Source organism: Pseudodesulfovibrio sp. JC047, from assembly GCF_010468615.1.
Classification (GTDB): Bacteria; Desulfobacterota; Desulfovibrionia; order Desulfovibrionales; family Desulfovibrionaceae; genus Pseudodesulfovibrio.
In genome coordinates this window covers 233,989-250,572 of sequence record NZ_WUEH01000001.1, presented here as the reverse complement: position 1 = coordinate 250,572, position 16,584 = coordinate 233,989, and the positions used below count along the sequence as shown (strand labels likewise).

At 53.8% G+C, this 16,584-nt stretch carries 16 protein-coding genes; 11 read left to right on the top strand and 5 right to left on the bottom strand.

The features are described 5' to 3' along the window. Nucleotides 1–561: 561 nt before the first annotated feature. The 4 genes from GO013_RS01285 to GO013_RS01270 are packed head-to-tail and all read right to left on the bottom strand — an operon-like array spanning nucleotide 562 to nucleotide 5,275. On the bottom strand, nucleotides 562–2,142 hold the full coding sequence (locus GO013_RS01285; protein WP_163808223.1) for a sigma 54-interacting transcriptional regulator: 1,581 nt from the start codon (nucleotides 2,140–2,142) through the stop codon (nucleotides 562–564). Between the two features lie 11 nt (nucleotides 2,143–2,153). Then, nucleotides 2,154–2,750 (bottom strand): indolepyruvate oxidoreductase subunit beta, encoded by a 597-nt coding sequence (locus GO013_RS01280; protein WP_163808222.1) that lies wholly within the window; start codon nucleotides 2,748–2,750, stop codon nucleotides 2,154–2,156. Between the two features lies 1 nt (nucleotide 2,751). Continuing rightward, on the bottom strand, nucleotides 2,752–4,587 hold the full coding sequence (gene iorA / locus GO013_RS01275; RefSeq protein ID WP_163808221.1) for an indolepyruvate ferredoxin oxidoreductase subunit alpha: 1,836 nt from the start codon (nucleotides 4,585–4,587) through the stop codon (nucleotides 2,752–2,754). 34 nt (nucleotides 4,588–4,621) lie between these two features. After that, complete coding sequence (locus tag GO013_RS01270; protein WP_163808220.1) at nucleotides 4,622–5,275, bottom strand: transcriptional regulator; 654 nt, start codon at nucleotides 5,273–5,275, stop codon at nucleotides 4,622–4,624. A 326-nt stretch (nucleotides 5,276–5,601) separates the two neighbouring features. Here GO013_RS01270 and GO013_RS01265 point away from each other — a divergent pair, with 326 nt between their 5' ends. After that, complete coding sequence (locus GO013_RS01265) at nucleotides 5,602–6,861, top strand: glutamate-5-semialdehyde dehydrogenase (RefSeq protein WP_163808219.1); 1,260 nt, start codon at nucleotides 5,602–5,604, stop codon at nucleotides 6,859–6,861. Between the two features lie 160 nt (nucleotides 6,862–7,021). Then, a complete protein-coding gene (gene nadD / locus GO013_RS01260; protein ID WP_163808218.1) occupies nucleotides 7,022–7,708 on the top strand; it encodes a nicotinate (nicotinamide) nucleotide adenylyltransferase in 687 nt (228 codons plus the stop codon). Between the two features lie 35 nt (nucleotides 7,709–7,743). On the opposite strand, the gene GO013_RS01255 is transcribed toward nadD, so the two are convergent. Next, entirely contained in the window at nucleotides 7,744–8,769 is a 1,026-nt protein-coding gene (locus GO013_RS01255; protein WP_203529292.1) for a glycosyltransferase family 9 protein, read from the bottom strand. Between the two features lie 131 nt (nucleotides 8,770–8,900). Between GO013_RS01255 and GO013_RS01250 the strand changes: the two genes are divergently transcribed. The 9 genes from GO013_RS01250 to GO013_RS01210 all read left to right on the top strand — a co-directional run bounded on the left by GO013_RS01250 (nucleotide 8,901) and on the right by GO013_RS01210 (nucleotide 16,580). Beyond that, on the top strand, nucleotides 8,901–9,983 hold the full coding sequence (locus GO013_RS01250) for a hemolysin family protein (protein WP_163808217.1): 1,083 nt from the start codon (nucleotides 8,901–8,903) through the stop codon (nucleotides 9,981–9,983). Next, nucleotides 9,983–10,423, top strand: a complete 441-nt coding sequence (locus tag GO013_RS01245) for a cytochrome c maturation protein CcmE (RefSeq protein ID WP_163808216.1) — start codon at nucleotides 9,983–9,985, stop codon at nucleotides 10,421–10,423. The genes GO013_RS01250 and GO013_RS01245 overlap by 1 nt, the downstream gene beginning before the upstream one ends. Nucleotides 10,424–10,552: 129 nt before the next feature. After that, nucleotides 10,553–12,451 carry a cytochrome c-type biogenesis CcmF C-terminal domain-containing protein gene (locus GO013_RS01240; RefSeq protein ID WP_163808215.1) on the top strand — a complete coding sequence of 633 codons (1,899 nt, stop codon included), beginning with the start codon at nucleotides 10,553–10,555 and terminating at the stop codon, nucleotides 12,449–12,451. After that, a complete protein-coding gene (ccmA, locus tag GO013_RS01235; protein ID WP_163808214.1) occupies nucleotides 12,452–13,111 on the top strand; it encodes a heme ABC exporter ATP-binding protein CcmA in 660 nt (219 codons plus the stop codon). Continuing rightward, nucleotides 13,105–13,782, top strand: coding sequence for a heme exporter protein CcmB (locus GO013_RS01230; RefSeq protein WP_163808213.1), 678 nt, complete (start codon nucleotides 13,105–13,107; stop codon nucleotides 13,780–13,782). The genes ccmA and GO013_RS01230 overlap by 7 nt, the downstream gene beginning before the upstream one ends. A 2-nt stretch (nucleotides 13,783–13,784) precedes the next feature. After that, the gene (ccsA, locus tag GO013_RS01225) at nucleotides 13,785–14,450 is read left to right on the top strand and encodes a cytochrome c biogenesis protein CcsA (protein ID WP_163808212.1); all 666 of its coding nucleotides are present in this window, start codon (nucleotides 13,785–13,787) and stop codon (nucleotides 14,448–14,450) included. Between the two features lie 28 nt (nucleotides 14,451–14,478). After that, on the top strand, nucleotides 14,479–14,625 hold the full coding sequence (locus GO013_RS01220) for a CcmD family protein (RefSeq protein WP_163808211.1): 147 nt from the start codon (nucleotides 14,479–14,481) through the stop codon (nucleotides 14,623–14,625). Next, entirely contained in the window at nucleotides 14,615–15,217 is a 603-nt protein-coding gene (locus tag GO013_RS01215; RefSeq protein ID WP_163808210.1) for a tetratricopeptide repeat protein, read from the top strand. The genes GO013_RS01220 and GO013_RS01215 overlap by 11 nt, the downstream gene beginning before the upstream one ends. A 187-nt stretch (nucleotides 15,218–15,404) precedes the next feature. Beyond that, on the top strand, nucleotides 15,405–16,580 hold the full coding sequence (locus tag GO013_RS01210) for a branched-chain amino acid ABC transporter substrate-binding protein (protein ID WP_163808209.1): 1,176 nt from the start codon (nucleotides 15,405–15,407) through the stop codon (nucleotides 16,578–16,580). Nucleotides 16,581–16,584: the final 4 nt, after the last annotated feature.

The following is a 16,584-nucleotide window of genomic DNA, read 5'->3' as shown; positions in this document are numbered from 1 at the left end:
TGTAACAGTGTTTCACAATAGCGGTCCCGGATAATCCCAGGCAGTCCCGGATAGTCCCGAATTATCCTGCACTATCCCCTAAGTTATCCCGTGTCCCTTCAGGAAAGGGAAAGAAAAACCCTTTGAAAAGGGCTTTTTCTTTCCCTTTCCCCCAGACCCCCAATCCCTTTCTTTTCCTAAACTTTATATCGCTCGCTTCGCTCGAAGCTGTCGGCAGCGTGAGTTTGTGCGGTGTTTGGGAAAGCCTTCGGCGACCAGAGAACCCTTTGAAAAGGGTTCTCTGGACTCTCCTAAACTTTATATAGCTCGCTTCGCTCGACGTTGTCGGCAGCGTGAGTTCCTGATTTTTTTGCGAAATTCTCTCATTTCTTAAGCCATCCCTTCTTTTCTTTTTCTGACGTCTTCAATCCCACTCAATCGATAACGGATGCTCTCGCCGAAGGCGCGATAAAAAGTTCTGGAGGGGAGTCCAGAGGGGAACCTCTTTCAAGAGGTTCCCCTCTGGCCGTCGGAGACATTCTTCAAAAAAAAGAAAGGGGAGCTTGGCTCCCCTTTGGTTCATCACATTTCGTGACGTCGTTTTGATTTCGTTTTTGATTGCGAGTATTTTTTGACGTCGATGTTATATTTTTTCACTTTGTAGTTGACGATTCGGTAGGAGACTCGGAGGTCTCGGGCCGATTGCAACATGTTACCGCCGGTCTGCTTGAGCGAATCGATGAGCAGTTCCTGTTCGAATTTGGCGACAGCCTCACCAAAGGAGAGGTTGGTGCCGGTGGCGGAACTTTCAGCGGACTGCAATGTGGGCGGCAGATGATAAGTCCGAATGACCTGTTCTTCGCAGAGCAGGACGGCGCGCTCGATGCAGTTCTTGAGTTCGCGGACGTTTCCTGGCCAGTGATACATCACCAGCAACTCGATAGCCGGGGTGGATATCCGTTTGACTTCCTTGGAATACTCTTCGGTGAAATCGGCCAGAAAATGTTCGGCCAATGGCAGAATATCTTCGCGTCGTTCCGTGAGAGGAGGAATGAAAATCGGGAAAACGTTGATTCGGTAGAACAGATCTTCGCGGAAAAGACCTTTTTTGAGCAGTTCTTCGAGTGGCTGATGGGTGGCACAGATGAGCCGCACGTCCACGGTGATGGTCTGTTCGGAGCCGACACGCTGGATTTCTTTTTCTTGAATGGCGCGCAGGACCTTGGCCTGGGCATCGAGAGACAGCTCGCCGATTTCGTCAAGAAAGAGAGTGCCCTGATCCGCGATTTCGAAGAGACCGCGTTTGGTTTGGAATGCGCCGGTGAATGCGCCTTTCTGGTGGCCGAACAATTCGGATTCGATGAGTTCGACAGGCAAGGCGGCGCAGTTGAGTTTAATCAATGGCTTGTCGGCACGCGGGCTGGCCTTGTGAATGGCATCGGCCAGGAGTTCCTTGCCGGTCCCGGATTCACCGCGAAGGAGCGCAGTGGCTCGACTCGGGGCGACTTGGCGGGATTGGCGAAGCACCATGCGCATGGCCTTGGATGCCGCGACAAAATCCTTGGGAGGCGTGGCATCCGGGCCACCGCTCATCATGCCTTGGGTGAGCATGTGGTTTTGGGTCGCCATTTCTTCTTGAAGCTGGGCAACGTGGCCGGCGATGATGCCTGCGACCACTTCGAGGAACTGGCAATGAGCCGCCAGATCGTCGGCCGGAATGAGCGGGACATCGACAGACAACGCGCCGATGACTTCGGTTCGATCGGAATGTTGATTGAGCACCGGCACGCAGATGAAACCGAGCTTCTTGAGTTCTTTTTCACTGCGTCCAAAGGCTTTGTTCAGAAATTCCGGGTCATCCGAAAGACGTGGAATTGTGATGGATTCCCCGGAATCAAACACCCGTCCAATGATGCCCCGGCCAGGAGAATACGTCACGTCTTCGACCTGGGTCGGGCTGTACGTGAGCGAGAGTTTGAGGTTCTCGGTCTTGGGGTCCATGATGACCATGAACGCGCGCACGTATTCCATATCCCGGGCCAGAATTTTCAGCAGTGCGTTTAAAGATTCCTCAAGCGGGATATCCCGCTTCAGCGATTTTTGGACCAGTTTGAGCGTGGTCAAATGGCTGAGGTCGGAGGTGTCTCGATTGGTGGGTGTCATTGTTCTCATTTCTAGGCGTCAAGGGTTTGAACGCCAAGCTCCAGTGCTTTGAGGTTGACGGCCTGTATTTTTGCCGGAAGGTTCGCCTTGATGGCGGCTTCCAGGGCTTTGGGGCCGAAAGGCAGTTTACCAGCGGCGCACAACGCGCCGAGCATGGCAATGTTGCCGGACTGCACGGCACCGGCTTCAAGGCCAATGGTCTGATTCGCCATGTAATATGCATGGTCGGTGCAGGCGGCGACAGCGTGTTTGATGTCGTCAATGGTCGGACATTCCTGTCTGCCCATGGCAACGGCCAGCGGTGGCATGAATTCGGTGGAGGAAACGACCAGGCCGCCTTTTTTGAGATACGGCAGGGCGCGCATGGTTTCCATGGGTTCGAATCCGAGCAGAATGTCTGCTTCACCATGGCCGATTTTCGGGGATTTGCACCCGATGAGCACGGTGGATTCGACCACGCCGCCGCGCTGGGCCATACCGTGAATTTCGCCGGACGTGACCGGCAGTCCCTGGCTGAGCACGGTTTGGGCAAGCAGGGTGGTGGCGGTCAGGGTGCCCTGTCCGCCAACGCCAGTCATGAATATACGAATTTGAGGGGTGGAGTTCATGTTAACTGCCTCTCTTCTTAGCTTTGATGTGTCCACAGACCTGCAAGCAGAGCATACAGCCGTTGCAGAGGATCGGGTTCACTGCGGCCTTGTCGCCGTCCTTGTACATGGCGGGACAGGCAAGTTTGTCCAGACAGTCGAATCGTCCGACACAGGATTCAGCGACATAGGCGACCTGCGGAGCGACTTTCTTGTGGACCCGACGCGTGAAGAGTGGGCAGGGTTCCTTGGCGATCAGGACACGAACACCGGACAGTTGCTTGAGTTCCTCGAAGGCCGCAACAGTCTTTTTCTGATTGAACGGATTGACTGTACGCACTTCGGTGACGCCCAGACCACGGACAGCGGATTCGATGTCCAGCGGGTGGTCGTTTTCTCCGAGGATCGTGCGGTCAACGCCGGGATTGGGTTGGTGTCCGGTCATGGCGGTTGTCCGGTTGTCGAGGACGACCAGCAGAATGTCGTGCTGGTTGAAAACCGCATTGGCCACGCCGCTCAAGCCGGAATGGAAGAAGGTGGAATCGCCGATGAAGGCGACCACGGTCTGGCCGGAAGCCTGGGCAACGCCGCCGCCAGCGGAAATGGATGAGCCCATGCACACGAGGAAGTCAGCCGCCTGAAGCGGGGGCAGAATCCCGAGGGTGTAACAGCCAATGTCCGAAGAATAGACCGCGTCGTCCCCAAAGACTTTTTTTGCCGCGAAATATGTGCCGCGATGCGGACAGCCGGCGCAGAGGTTCGGTGGCCGACCCGGCAGTTCTGGCAGGTCACAGTCACAGCTTTCAATGGGGTCCTTGCCCAGTACCCGGCGGATGATGTTTTCCACCAGCGTGACGGAAAATTCGCCGAATCGGGGAAAGAGATCCTTGCCGTGAATGGTGATGGACAGTTCGTTTTTCTGGGCCAGAACGCGGATTTCGTCTTCGACAACCGGTTCCAGTTCTTCGACCACCAGGACTGTGTCGACGGATTTGAGAAAGTCCAGACAGAGCTTTTCGGGCAACGGGTGGGGAAATCCGAGATGCAGGATGCGCACGGAATCGGTCAACCCGGCATTGTCCAAGGCGTCCGCCACGTAGGCGCGGGAGATGCCCGAACAGATAATGCCCAGTTCACCGGAACCGGACACGGAGTTGTATTTGGATGTTTCCGCTTCGGCACGCAGGGCCTCGATGCGATCGAGCAGGGCCAGATGCATGGGGCGGGAGAATGCCGGAATGGGAACAAATTTTGAAGGATTGCGCTTGAAGCCTTCGGCCTTGCCCGGTTTGGGAGCCGAGTCGAATTCGACCGGTCCACGCAGGTGATTCACCCGGGTCGTGGTCCGAAGCATAAGCGGTGCGCCGTGCTTTTTGGACAGGAGCAGGCCGTCTTTGGTCATGTCCTTGGCTTCCTGAGCCGTGGCTGGTTCAAGGATCGGCATTCCCGCGATTCGGGCATAGATACGGTTGTCCTGTTCGTTCTGGCTGGAGTGGCAGCCGGGGTCGTCGGCAGACAACAGAACCATGCCGCCGGGTGCGCCGGTATAACACAGTGTCATGAGCGGGTCGGCAGCGACGTTCACACCGACGTGTTTCATGGTACACAATGTCATGGCTCCGGCCAGCGTTGCGCCGCCAGCCACTTCGAGAGCCACTTTTTCGTTGACGGAGTATTCGAAGTAGAATTCGCCTTCCGGGGAAATACGATAAAAGGTGTCGGGCACTTCTGAAGACGGAGTACCCGGGTAGCAGGAAACCACCTGGATGCCGGCTTCAACGGCACCCCGGACGATGGCTTCGTTACCAAGCAGCAGGTGGGTTTCACCAGGGGTGTCACCCAAGAGCGGATTCGCCATAGTATCTCTCCATGTCATGCGTCAAAAGACGCGGTTACTCGGATTCAAGCTGTGATATCTTGTAGTCGATGAACTGTTTGTCCGCGACGTTCTTTTCTGCAAGTTTCTTGTAGGCGGCCAAGGCTTCGGTGGTGTCACCAGCGGATTCAGCGGTCAGAGCGAGCTGACGATAGACGGGAACGGCATAGGCTTCCGAGGCGGTGTCGGCCAGTGCCTTCATGTCGGTCAGTGCATCAGCATTCTTGCCGGTCAGCATGAGAGCCTTGACCTTGCCGATACGGGCCGCGAACTGCATGTCGCTTTCGGTCTCGTTGATGAGCATGTCCCAGTAGGTAACGGCCTTGGCATATTCACCATGGGTCATGCTGGCCTGGGCGATTTCCATGGCCACTGCGGGTTTGACCGAAGCGGGCACGGTGTCGAGCAGGGCTTCCAGTTGCGGAATACGATCTTTGCCCTGTGTCTTGACCAGAATGGCGCCGAGTTCGGCCTGGGCCGATGCCTCTGATTTGGCGGCGTAGGCATTGTATCCTGCATAGAGTGCGGCCAGGGCAATGATGACGCAGACTGCGAGAATGAGCTGCTTTTGGTGTTTGAAGGCAGCTTCGAGGATCGGATGCATTGCTTCCGGTGTGTGGGACTCAATGTCGTTCAGCACGTCTTGTGATGTGGTCTTGGGGTCAGCCATTGTTTTTGTTCCTCCATGAAGGGAATTTGCTTACTCGATGGCCGGGAAGCAAGGCCCGCCAACGCAAAGGGCTTGATAAGCAAAATTGTAAAAAAGGTCAAAGCCTATTTTGGAACCAGTGGGTACGGTGGGTCGTATTGTCAGGGGGGGCGGTGTGTGTGACAGCGTGACAGAGAAGGGAGACACCATGTGCGATTGGGCCGGAAATACCGGGTATTGGCACTTGTTCAGTTTGACTTTATCCCATGGTGAGGGGTAGCAAAAAGACTCGGTGGGTGTGGATTCCCCTCCGTTGAATTTTGAAAAGCAATTTTTAAGGAGTATATATGGACATTCGTGAACACATGGTGGACATGGGCAAACGGGCCAAACAGGCTGCCCGTGGATTGGCCAAGGCCTCTGGCAAGGCCAAGCAGGATGCGCTGTTGATTTTGGCCGATTTGTTGCAGTCCGAGGCCGAAGCCATTGCGATTGCCAACAAGAAAGATTTGGATGAAGCCGCTCGTCGCGGGTTGGACAAGGCGCGTGTGCAACGGCTGACCATCAGTGAAAAAGTGCTCAATTCCATGATTCAGGGATGCCGTGAAGTGGCTGCCATGGCCGATCCAGTCGGTGAAATTGAATCCATGACCAAACGCCCCAATGGAATGTTGGTCGGGCGGATGCGTGTCCCTCTCGGTGTCGTGGCCATGATTTATGAATCCCGTCCCAATGCCACTGTGGACGCAGGAATTTTGTGTCTCAAGGCGGGGAATGCCGTTATCTTGCGCGGTGGGTCCGAGGCGTTTCATTCCAACAAATTTCTGGCAGACCTCATGCACACCGCCTTGGAAAAGGCCGGATTGCCTCGGGATGCCGTGCAGGTGCCGCCCACCACAGACCGTGAGGCTGTCGCCGAAATGCTCAAACTCGATGAGTATATCGATGTGGTAATTCCGCGCGGTGGCGAAGGACTGATTCGTGCCGTGACCAGTCAGGCCACCATGCCGGTTCTCAAGCATTACAAAGGGGTGTGTCATCTCTTTGCGGATGCCTCCTGTGATATCTCCAAGGCTGTTCCCATTATTGAAAATGCCAAAATGCAGTATCCGAGTGGGTGCAACGCATTGGAATGTCTGCTGGTTCACAAGGATGTCGCTGATGTCCTTCTGCCGAAGGTGGCTCAAACCATCGGTCCCAAGGGTGTGAAGTTCAAGGCGTGCGAACGTGCTTTGCCACTTTTGGGAACCTTTGCAGAACCCGCGACTGATACGGACTGGGGATTCGAATTTCTGGATTTGATCCTTGCCGTGAAAGTGGTCGAAGATATGGATGAGGCCATGGATTACATCGCTCAATACGGATCGAATCATACCGAATCCATCTTGTCTGAGAATTATGAACAGTGTCTGCGATTCATTCGTGAAGTGGACGCTTCACTTGTGGTCGCCAATGCGTCTACCCGTTTCAATGATGGTGGTCAGCTTGGTCTGGGTGCGGAGATCGGGATTTCCACATCCAAACTTCATGCCTACGGTCCCATGGGGATCAAGGAGTTGACCAGCGCGAAATTCATTCTCATGGGTGAAGGCCAGATTCGCGAATAGATGGTGAGCGTTTCATGATTTTATGAGACCGCTCTTTTTTGAGCGGTCTTTTTGCGAGTTTATGGGAGCAGGGGGCGCACTGTGGAGGCGGGCGGACGGGAGTCTGCCTTGCAACTTGGACAGAACCTGTTTATCTTTGCGTCAATCAAGGAGATTGTCAGTGAAAATAGGTATCTTGGGCGGCAGCTTCAATCCGGTGCATACCGGCCATGTTCGCATGGCTGTCGAAGTGCGTGAACAGCTTGGATTGGATCGTGTGGAATTGGTCCCTGCCAAGGAACCACCACACAAGGATGGGGCCGATATCCTGCCGTTTTCCTTACGCCTTGAAATGGTCAATCAGGCCATTCGGGATATCCCGGGGCTGACGGCCAATCCGCTTGAAGGGCAACGCCCGGGACCGTCGTTTACCAGCGATACTTTGGAATGTTACCGACGAGAACACCCGGAAACCGAATTTTTCTTTATTCTCGGCGCATCGACATTTTTGGAATTGCCGTTGTGGCATCGGGGGTTGGACATCCCGCACATGACATCCATGGTGGTCGTGACCCGGTGGGAAGCCGCTGATGCCGTCAAGGGATTCATCGTGACACATTGGCCTGATGCCGTGCAGGAAGCTCCGGGATCGTGGGTGTTTCCGGGAGAAAATAGGGTGCGACTCATCGACACCCCTCGGCTGGATATCAAGGGTGGTCAGATTCGTCGTCGGTGGCGAGATCGGCGCAACCTGACTTTGTTGGTGCCGTCGGGTGTGGACACGGTACTTGAAGATCATGCGGATGAAGTTGAACGGTTTTGGGGTGCGCGTCTGTCGAAAAATTTCAAGCAAAAAGTCCGACCCTGACCGACTGTCTTGCTGTGTCTGAATATCTGGACGCGTTATGCTGTTCGAAACTCGTCGAGCATGGCGTGAATGTTTTGAAGTACACTCTGGGGTGTGATTCCGGTCATGCATTCAAACCCTGATGGACATGGCTTTGCGCCGTGGAGTGAACACGGACGGCAGTCGAGCGGTTGTTCGATGACCCGGTCATTGCGTCCTGCCGGATAAAATCCCCAGGCCCGAGCCGTGGGACCGAAGAGCGCGAGGACTGGAGTGCCTACGCCGCAGGCCAGATGCATGGGACCAGAGTCGCCTGTCACGAGAATGGCCGCCTTGGACAACAGGGCGCAGGTCTCGCGCAGGTCTGTTTGATTGGTGAAATCCCGAGCGTGTGTTCCCATCAATGCGGTTTGATTACGACCGACCACAAACCATTGAATATGCGCTGCCTCCAGCGATTCAATGAGTTTGAGCCAATGCGTTTCGGGCCATTGTTTGGCTGGATGGGTGGCATATGGATGCAGGGCGACCACCGGGCCGGAGATTTTTCGCGACGCGAGCTGGTGAGTTGCATCGTTTTTTTCTTCGTCTGTCAGGTATATTTGTGGTACAAGATCATGCGCGGCCGGTGGTGTCTCATCGAGTGCCATGCTGTACCGTTGGGGGATCGTGGTTGCTTCGAGTTGTGCCCGGAACCGTTCTGCATGAGTTCTTGCGTACAATCGTCGAGCCATGCCGAATTTTGGGAAGCGGTGAACTGCCCCTTTCCACCGTGCGGAAAGGATGCGGGAACGCAGGGTACCGTGCAGGTCGATGAGCGGAAGGCCTTTGAAATACGTTGCCAGTTCGCCCGCAATGGTCAACCATGCACGGGTGGTGAGCTGGGAATTGGAAAATTCCACAACTTCGGTGATGGCTGGGTGGTGCTTCAGAAGCGAGCCGTTCCCCGCACGGGTCAGGAAGATGAAGGAGTCACCCCGCGTTTCGTGCCAGTGCGTCAGGACGCCGGTGGTCAGCGCAACGTCACCCAGGTGCCCGAGACGGAAAATCAGTTTTACTGTGGTATCGGCAGACAGATTCATGTCCGTTCAGTTCGCCTCAATCGGCCCGGAAGTCAAGTGTGTTGCGTGTTGCGCCGCTGGAATGCATCTGCTATATTATTAACTTCAAACACCGTGATATCTGGACTGTTTTTAGGAAGAGATCAAAAAAAATGCTTGAACTCGTATTGTCTGTCGGCGTTGCCGTTTTTGTTTCCATGTTTTGTTCAGTCGCCGAAGCCGCGCTGTATTCCATGAGCTGGGCTGATATAGAAAAACTCAAGGAAAACGGGAGCAAGTCGGCAAAATTGCTTCATAAGCTTCGTTCCAATGTGGATGAACCCATTACCGCCATTTTGACGCTCAACACCTGTGCGCACACCGCCGGAGCCGCAGTTGCTGGCTGGGCCTGGGCAAATTTGTACGGAAAAGAGACGCTGTGGCTCTTTACAGTCGTTTTCACAGTAATTATTCTCATCTTCACGGAGATCATGCCAAAAACGTTTGGCGTGGTGTATTCGGATCGGATCGCTCCACCGTTGGCGCGTCCGCTTCAGTGGTTGGTTGTGATATTCAAACCCGTGATCGCAGTCATGGGCATATTGTCGCAAGCTGTTCACAAGAAGGATACGGAGCCGGATCATACGGAAGATGACATCCGGGCAATTGTCAGTTTGACGCGTCGGTCAGGGGTTATCAAACCCTATGAAGAAAAATCCATTCGGAATATTTTGTCGTTGGATTTCAAGACGGTCGAACAGATCATGACGCCTCGGACCGTGGTTTTTTCATTGCCATCGGATATGACGGTGGCAGAGGCCCGGGAGTCACATCCGACGTGGCCGCACAGCCGGATTCCCGTGTTCGAGGACGATCCCGAAGAGATTGTCGGGGTCGTGTATCGCCGATCGGTTCTCGAAGCACTGGCCGATGATCGAGACGACCTGAAATTGCTGGACATCATGCGTCCAGTCCGGTTTGTCCTTGAGACGATCACGTTGGACAAGTTGTTGGTTCAGTTCTTGGGCAGCCGTATGCATCTGTGCGTGGTGCTTGATGAATATGGCGGCGTTGCTGGAGTGGTGACACTCGAAGACGTGCTCGAAGAAATTTTGGGCAGTGAAATTGTTGACGAGACCGACCAAGTGGTGGATATGCGAGAACTCGCCCGAATACGTCGGGACGAACTGACTGGCAGTCGGTCCAAGACATCCAACGGCAAAAATGAAACTGCGGCAAAACGCAAGGACTCATAATGGCTAAAAAATCAAATAAGGCGGTCTACGGCGTCGCTCTGGCGTTGTTTTTGGGCGGTCTCGGGTATCTTATTTTTTCCGGTTTGACAGAAGATTCCGTCTATTTCCTGAATGTGTCCGAGGCCTTGGCTGAAGATCGGACCCAGATTGGACAGGCTCGCCTGTTTGGTAAGGTGGCACCCAGCAATCTCGAAATCGTCGAAGGAAAGCTCGGAGCCAACTTCGATCTGATCGATAAGTTGGAACACGGTAAATCCTTGCGGGTTCAGTTCAAGGGGGCCTTGCCCGATACATTCAAGGAAGATGCCGAGGTCATTGTCGAGGGCACGTTCTCCAATGATGGAGAGGTGTTCATTGCCAGAACTTTGGTCACAAAATGTCCTTCCAAATATGAAGAACAAAGCAAAGAGGTAGAGCAGGCAGGCAAGTATACCAGCTAGTGAAATCTTTTTCACATGGTTGCTTCCTTTTTTTTCTCTGACTACCGGCGTATAACCGTTCGTCGTGAATTCGCGGATTCCGGCAGTATAGCCCTGATGTTCGCATGTTGATATCGTAAGGAGATTTTTATGCACCTGACCGGATATGTCGGTTTGCTTTTTTCCCTGCTTGCCTTTCTTTTTCTTGCCGGGTTTTCCGGTGTCGCGGCGTGGCGGCGAAATACAAATTCGTTGCTTGTCATTGAGCGAGGGCAGCTTTTCGCGTCCGTGGGCGTGATCTTTTCCACGGTATTGCTGCTCATTGCCCTGATGTCGAGGGATTACTCCTTCCGATACGTTTATGACAACGTGGACAACGCTTTGTCCTTTATCTACACGCTGACCGCCTTGTGGGGCGGCCGAGAAGGGTCGTTGCTTTTCTGGGAGTTGATTATTGCCGTTTCTGGAATGATCCTGATAACAACCCCTGGCTACAAGTCTTTCAGTGACGAGACCAAACTGTATTTTTGGATGTTCTTTCTCTCCATTCAGGGGTTTTTCCTGCTTCTGCTTACCGGGTGGTCCAATCCGTTTATTGAGATTATTCCAGCCCCTGGTGACGGTCGTGGCCTGAATCCGCTTTTGCGAAATCCCGGCATGATTTTCCATCCGCCCTTGTTGTTCCTTGGTTTTGCCTTGTATGCCATTCCGGCAAGTGCGGCCTTGGCTGCGTCGATCGCTGGCGAAAAGAAATCGTGGATCGCCGTGACCCGCAACTGGAATATCCTGTCATGGGTATTCCTGACCGCCGGTATCGTGCTTGGTGGCTGGTGGTCATATATGGAACTCGGGTGGGGCGGTTACTGGGCATGGGACCCGGTCGAGAATGCTTCGTTGATCCCATGGTTCGCCGGAACCGCTGTGTTGCATACGTCCATCATTGAATCGCGACGCAACGCCTTGCAGCGCACCAATGTCTTTCTGATGTCCCTGACCTTCATTCTCTGTGTCTTTTCTACCTATCTGACTCGGTCTGGCGTCATTGATTCTTTGCATACTTTTGGAGAATCCGGGGTGGCCAAGCCGCTGTTCTGGTCCATGATGATAGGTTTGTTCGTGACCATGTTGGTGACATTCTTTTCGGAAAGGCTGACCCATCGCAGTCTGTCGGAATTTTTGAGCCGACAGGGAATGCTCGTTATCGCAGCCTGGTTCCTGCTGGCTTTGGGACTCATTGTCACATTGGGAACGATGTGGCCGGTCATCAGTCAGATTTGGACCGACAAGCCGCTCGGACTGGACGCGCATTTTTACAATCGGGTCTGTCTGCCATTCATGGCCTGTCTGGTTTTCATCTTCTGCTACTGTCCATGGCTTGGCTGGAAGGGCGGTATTCGCAACATGAAAGGCTTTGTCGGCGTCACCGTGGCGCTGGTCGGGAGCTTTGTCGGATTCTATCTGTCCGGGATGACCAATGTGCTGGCCGCTTTTACTGCGGCTTCATCGGTCGCGGCCATGGTCGGTATGGTTCTGTTGTTTCTGTTCTATCCGGCCATGCGAAAAATGCGGCAATCCTGGGGTGCCTACGGTATCCATTTGGGCTTGGTGCTCATGGCCTTGGGTATCGCCTTTTCCGGGCCATACCAGATTGAGCAGGAAATTATTTTGGGCAAAGGCGAATCCGTGGTCATTGATGACTACACTGTCACTTTTACCAATCTGGTGCAGGACGGTAATATTGGCGATATCAAGGTGCGCGCCACAGCAACCCTTGAAGTGTTCGAGGATGGCAGATTGATCGGGATCATGACGCCTGACAAGCGGATTTACCGGAATTTTGAACGCCAACAGTTTGCCGAGGTGTCCACCATTCCGGGACTCGGGGACGAATTGTACGCCACGTTGCTCGGCTTGACGCAGGATGACAAGGCGAGCTTCAAGATCAGTGTCAATCCGCTTATCAACTGGATTTGGATCGGCGGGACGTTCATGAGTCTGTTCGCTTTCCTGCTCCTTCGACGTGTGCGCAAGCCCGGCGAGGTGGCATAAATGGCGGAGTCGCCTGTGCTTTCGGTGAGTCGAGTGGCCAAGTTTTTTGGCAACAAACTCGTTTTCAAGAATGTTTCCTGTCATGTCGGTCCCGGTGAAATACTGCTTGTTGCCGGGCATAATGGGGCGGGGAAATCCACGCTTATGCGTATCATGGCCGGACTGTCCAAGCCGTCAGCCGGAGCGGTTTCCCTGGGCGTCGAGCCGGAAGACACGGCCTATCTCGGCCATGCCACGTTTATTTATCCGGGACTGTCGGCCTTGGAAAATCTGCAATTCTGGGGTTCGATGTATGGACTGTCTTCAGATAGGAAAGCCCTTGTTGGCTTGTTGAAGCGGGTCGGTTTGGAGCGTGCAGCCGAAGAAAAGGCCGGGTCGTTTTCACGCGGCATGGCGCAACGCCTCAATCTGGCGCGGATTTATCTGGTCGAGCCGAAATTGATTTTTTTGGATGAACCGGGAACCGGGCTGGACCCGCGTTCGCTGGCCAATTTGCGCCGTGAGATTACCGGGTTCCGGGATCGAGGTGTCAGTGTGGTCTGGATCAGTCATCAGGTGCAGGAAGATACGGCACTGGCCGACTCGGTGTTGGTGCTCGGCAGCAGAAAAGTGGCGTATTTTGGTCCGGCTGCGGCATATGAAATGGAGGCACCATGCTGAAACGTGCTGGAATAATCGCCTCCAAAGATCTCAAGTTGTCTCTGTCCGGCGGACAGGGGCTGGTGCAGGCCGTGCTGCTCGGGTTGTTACTCATCTTTTTGTTTTCATTGTCCAAACCCTTGGGGGGAACGATTTCTCCGCAAGCGGCCGGAGCTATTTTTTGGCTCGCGTCCGCCTTTGGACTGGTGTTGGTTTTCAATGATCTGTTTGCCATTGAAGAGGCGAACGGGGCACGGATCGGCATCCTGTCCTCACCCGTACCGGTTCATGCTGTCTGGATCGGAAAAGGTGTGGCCGGCTTGAGCTTGTTGCTGGTTTCCCAACTGGTTTTTTTGCCTGCAACAGCGGCGTTTCTTGGACAAAGTATCCATGGTCCCGTGTGGTTGCTGGCCGTGACCTTGATCGGAGCCGATATCGGGCTGGTCGTGATTGGCGCATTGCTCGGGGCCTTGTCTCAGGGACAGGCCGCTCGTGAATCCCTGTTGTCCGTTATTGTTTTTCCATTGTTATTACCCGTGCTCTTGTCCGGTATCACTTTATTCGGCATGTGTTTTTCGCCGGAAATGATCGATGTCCCCGGCAAGTGGCTCGGCGTGATTTTTGCCTTTGATTGTCTGTTTTCCGGGGCTGGGCTGTTCCTGTTCCCGTTTGTTTATAGTGGGGAAGAGTAACGATGAAAGTGAAAGTGCTCGCGTTGTTGGCAGGGGTGGCCCTGCTCGTGCATCAATCCATGATATGGTTTTATGCCCCGGTGGCGCAATCCGGTCCTGTTCAGAAGATTTTTTATATGCATCTGCCGTGCTCGTGGTGGGCACTGGTGTCGTTCTTTGTGGTTTTCGTGGCTTCGATTCTCTATCTGTTCACGCGTAAGGATACCTATGATCGTGTGGCCGGAGCCGCTGCTGAAATCGGCGTGCTTTTTGCCACACTTGCTTTGGTGACTGGCTCGGTGTGGGCACGCGCTGAATGGGGCCATTGGTGGCTGTGGGACCCGAAACTGACCACGGCACTCATCATGTGGTATGTCTATGCGGGGTATTTGGTGCTGCGAAATACGCCCATGGGGCGGGACCGCAAGGCGTTGGTTTGCGCTGTCTTGGGAATTGTCGCATTTCTGGATGTTCCATTGGTCTTTTTTTCCGCAAAGTTATGGGGCAGTGCGCATCCGGATGGGTTGGCGCGTCAAGGATCGGGCATGGAAATCCGTATGTGGTACACCGTTTTTTCCGGATTGATTGCCTTTGGATTCATGTGGGGGGCCATGGTGCTGACCCGGGTGAAACAACTGGCTCAGCAGGCCCGGCTCGAAGCTTTGCTGCGCTGGGATGATGCCTCGTAGAACGTCTTACTTTATGAAAGGATACACAATGTCTGCAACCACCTATATTTTTATCGCAAATGTCGCTGTCTGGCTCGGTGTTGCCGGGTATCTCGTCTTTTTGGCGTCCAAATCCGTCGGCTTGGAAAAGCGGGTGCAACAACTTGAACTTTTGGGAGACGATCATGACTGCTAAAGCAGCAACCTTTGGCCGAAAGGCCGTTATCGTGACCATGGTGGTGGCGATCGGGGTCATGTTCATGACCAGTTTTGTCTATCGGATGGACAATCCCAACCTGTTTGTGAAGGTTCAGCCTCAACATACAGCCGATGACGGACACGACCATGATGGAGACGGTATGCCGGGTAACGCCATGAATGGGGCCATGTCCCAAGTCAAGGAATACATGGCCCGGGTGGATGCCGATCCGAATGATGTGGATGCCCTGATTGGTCTGGGGAATTCCTTTCTCATGATGCGTGCCTGGGACCGCGCCTTGGAACCATTGGGCAAGGCTCGGACGCTCCAGCCGGAAAATACCATGATTTTGAAAGGTGTTGGTATCGCGTATTTCAATAAGGAAGACTTCACCAAGGCGAGCGAAGCCTATGAGGCCATCCTCGCCATTGACGACACTGACACACTCGCCCTGTTCAATCTGGGTGTGATTTACAAGCACTATTTCAAAAAACCGGATGCCGCGAAAACCTGTTTTACTCGGGTTCTGGAACTGGAAAAGGATGATCAGGAAATGATAAAGCTCGCCCGGGAGGAACTTGGGCAATAAAAAGCACACTATATCAGACTCTTGACTCCCCGTGGGTTCGAGCGGATAGAATTGACAATTTTTGTAAAATCTCTACAATGTCATACTTCACTCGAAAACTGCGGGGAGCTGTTTTTTGGGTGGACGACATGTCTATTGCGGATACCAAAATGGAGATGAACCTTATACTTTTTTAGGAGAGAGAAGCATGAGAGTCAAACTGAGTCTGATCGCTCTGTGCCTGGTCATGGTGGCCATGCTGGCAGCGTGTGGCAGTGAAGCTGAAAAGGCCGAAAAAGCGGATGAAAAGGCTGATGTGGCAACGGGTGAAATCGCTGCTCCCGAGACAATTGTTCTCGGTGTAGCGGGCGCACATTCCGGTGACCTGGCATCCTATGGTCTGCCTACCGTCAATGCGGCCAAGCTTGTTGTTGAAAAAATCAACGCTGCTGGTGGCATCAATGGTGCCATGGTCGAAGTTGCTGCACAGGATGACCAGTGCAAACCTGAGCTGGCGACAAACGCTGCGACAAAAATGTTATCAGACGATGTGAAGATCGTGCTCGGGCATATCTGCTCCGGTGCGACCAAGGCCGCATTGCCGCTGTATCTGGATGGCCAGATCGTGGTTATGTCTCCCTCCGCAACCAACCCGCCGTTGACCCAGTCCGGCGAATACCCGAATTTTTTCCGGACCATTGCTCCGGATGATGCCCAGGCACAGCTTGAAGTGGATTTTGCCAAGCAGCTTGGTCTCAAGAATATCGCCGTCATTCACGATAAGGGTGACTACGGCAAGGGCTTTGCCTCTTTCTGCAAACAGTTCATCGAAGCCGATGCCGACATCGAAGTCGCCCTCTTTGAAGGCGTGACTCCCGGTGCCGTTGATTATTCGGCTGTTGTCCAGAAGATCAAGAGTTCCGGCGCGGACGCCGTTATTTTCGGTGGCTATCACCCCGAAGCATCCAAGGTCGTGACCGGGATGCGCAAGAAGGGACTTGAGATTCCCTTCCTGTCTGACGACGGTGTGAAGGATGACACCTTCATCAAGGTTGCCGGTAAGTATGCGGAAGGCGTGTACGCCACTGGTCCCATGGATTTCTCATCCAATCCGCTCTACAAGGAAGCTGTTGAAGCGCACAAGGCGAAGTTCGGCACTGACCCCGGTCCATTTTTCCCGGAAGCGTATTCCGCAGCCCTGGCCTTGCTCAAGGCTGTTGAAAATGCCGGGACAACGGATTACGATGCGGTTGTCGAAGCACTTCGGACCAAGAAAGTCGAAACCCCTGTCGGCAATATCAAGTTCGATGCCAAAGGCGATGCCGAGGGCGTTGGATTTGCGATCTATCAGGTCCAAGACGGCAAGTACGTTGAAATTAAGTAGTCGT

Bases quoted from the DNA above. Each gene is read 5' to 3' on its own strand.
- GO013_RS01285 (WP_163808223.1), bottom strand. From the start codon at position 2,142: ATGACACCCACCAATCGAGACACCTCCGACCTCAGCCATTTGACCACG.
- GO013_RS01280 (WP_163808222.1), bottom strand. From the start codon at position 2,750: ATGAACTCCACCCCTCAAATTCGTATATTCATGACTGGCGTTGGCGGA.
- iorA (WP_163808221.1), bottom strand. From the start codon at position 4,587: ATGGCGAATCCGCTCTTGGGTGACACCCCTGGTGAAACCCACCTGCTG.
- GO013_RS01270 (WP_163808220.1), bottom strand. From the start codon at position 5,275: ATGGCTGACCCCAAGACCACATCACAAGACGTGCTGAACGACATTGAG.
- GO013_RS01265 (WP_163808219.1), top strand. From the start codon at position 5,602: ATGGACATTCGTGAACACATGGTGGACATGGGCAAACGGGCCAAACAG.
- GO013_RS01255 (WP_203529292.1), bottom strand. From the start codon at position 8,769: ATGAATCTGTCTGCCGATACCACAGTAAAACTGATTTTCCGTCTCGGG.
- GO013_RS01250 (WP_163808217.1), top strand. From the start codon at position 8,901: ATGCTTGAACTCGTATTGTCTGTCGGCGTTGCCGTTTTTGTTTCCATG.
- GO013_RS01245 (WP_163808216.1), top strand. From the start codon at position 9,983: ATGGCTAAAAAATCAAATAAGGCGGTCTACGGCGTCGCTCTGGCGTTG.
- GO013_RS01240 (WP_163808215.1), top strand. From the start codon at position 10,553: ATGCACCTGACCGGATATGTCGGTTTGCTTTTTTCCCTGCTTGCCTTT.
- ccmA (WP_163808214.1), top strand. From the start codon at position 12,452: ATGGCGGAGTCGCCTGTGCTTTCGGTGAGTCGAGTGGCCAAGTTTTTT.
- GO013_RS01230 (WP_163808213.1), top strand. From the start codon at position 13,105: ATGCTGAAACGTGCTGGAATAATCGCCTCCAAAGATCTCAAGTTGTCT.
- ccsA (WP_163808212.1), top strand. From the start codon at position 13,785: ATGAAAGTGAAAGTGCTCGCGTTGTTGGCAGGGGTGGCCCTGCTCGTG.
- GO013_RS01220 (WP_163808211.1), top strand. From the start codon at position 14,479: ATGTCTGCAACCACCTATATTTTTATCGCAAATGTCGCTGTCTGGCTC.
- GO013_RS01215 (WP_163808210.1), top strand. From the start codon at position 14,615: ATGACTGCTAAAGCAGCAACCTTTGGCCGAAAGGCCGTTATCGTGACC.
- GO013_RS01210 (WP_163808209.1), top strand. From the start codon at position 15,405: ATGAGAGTCAAACTGAGTCTGATCGCTCTGTGCCTGGTCATGGTGGCC.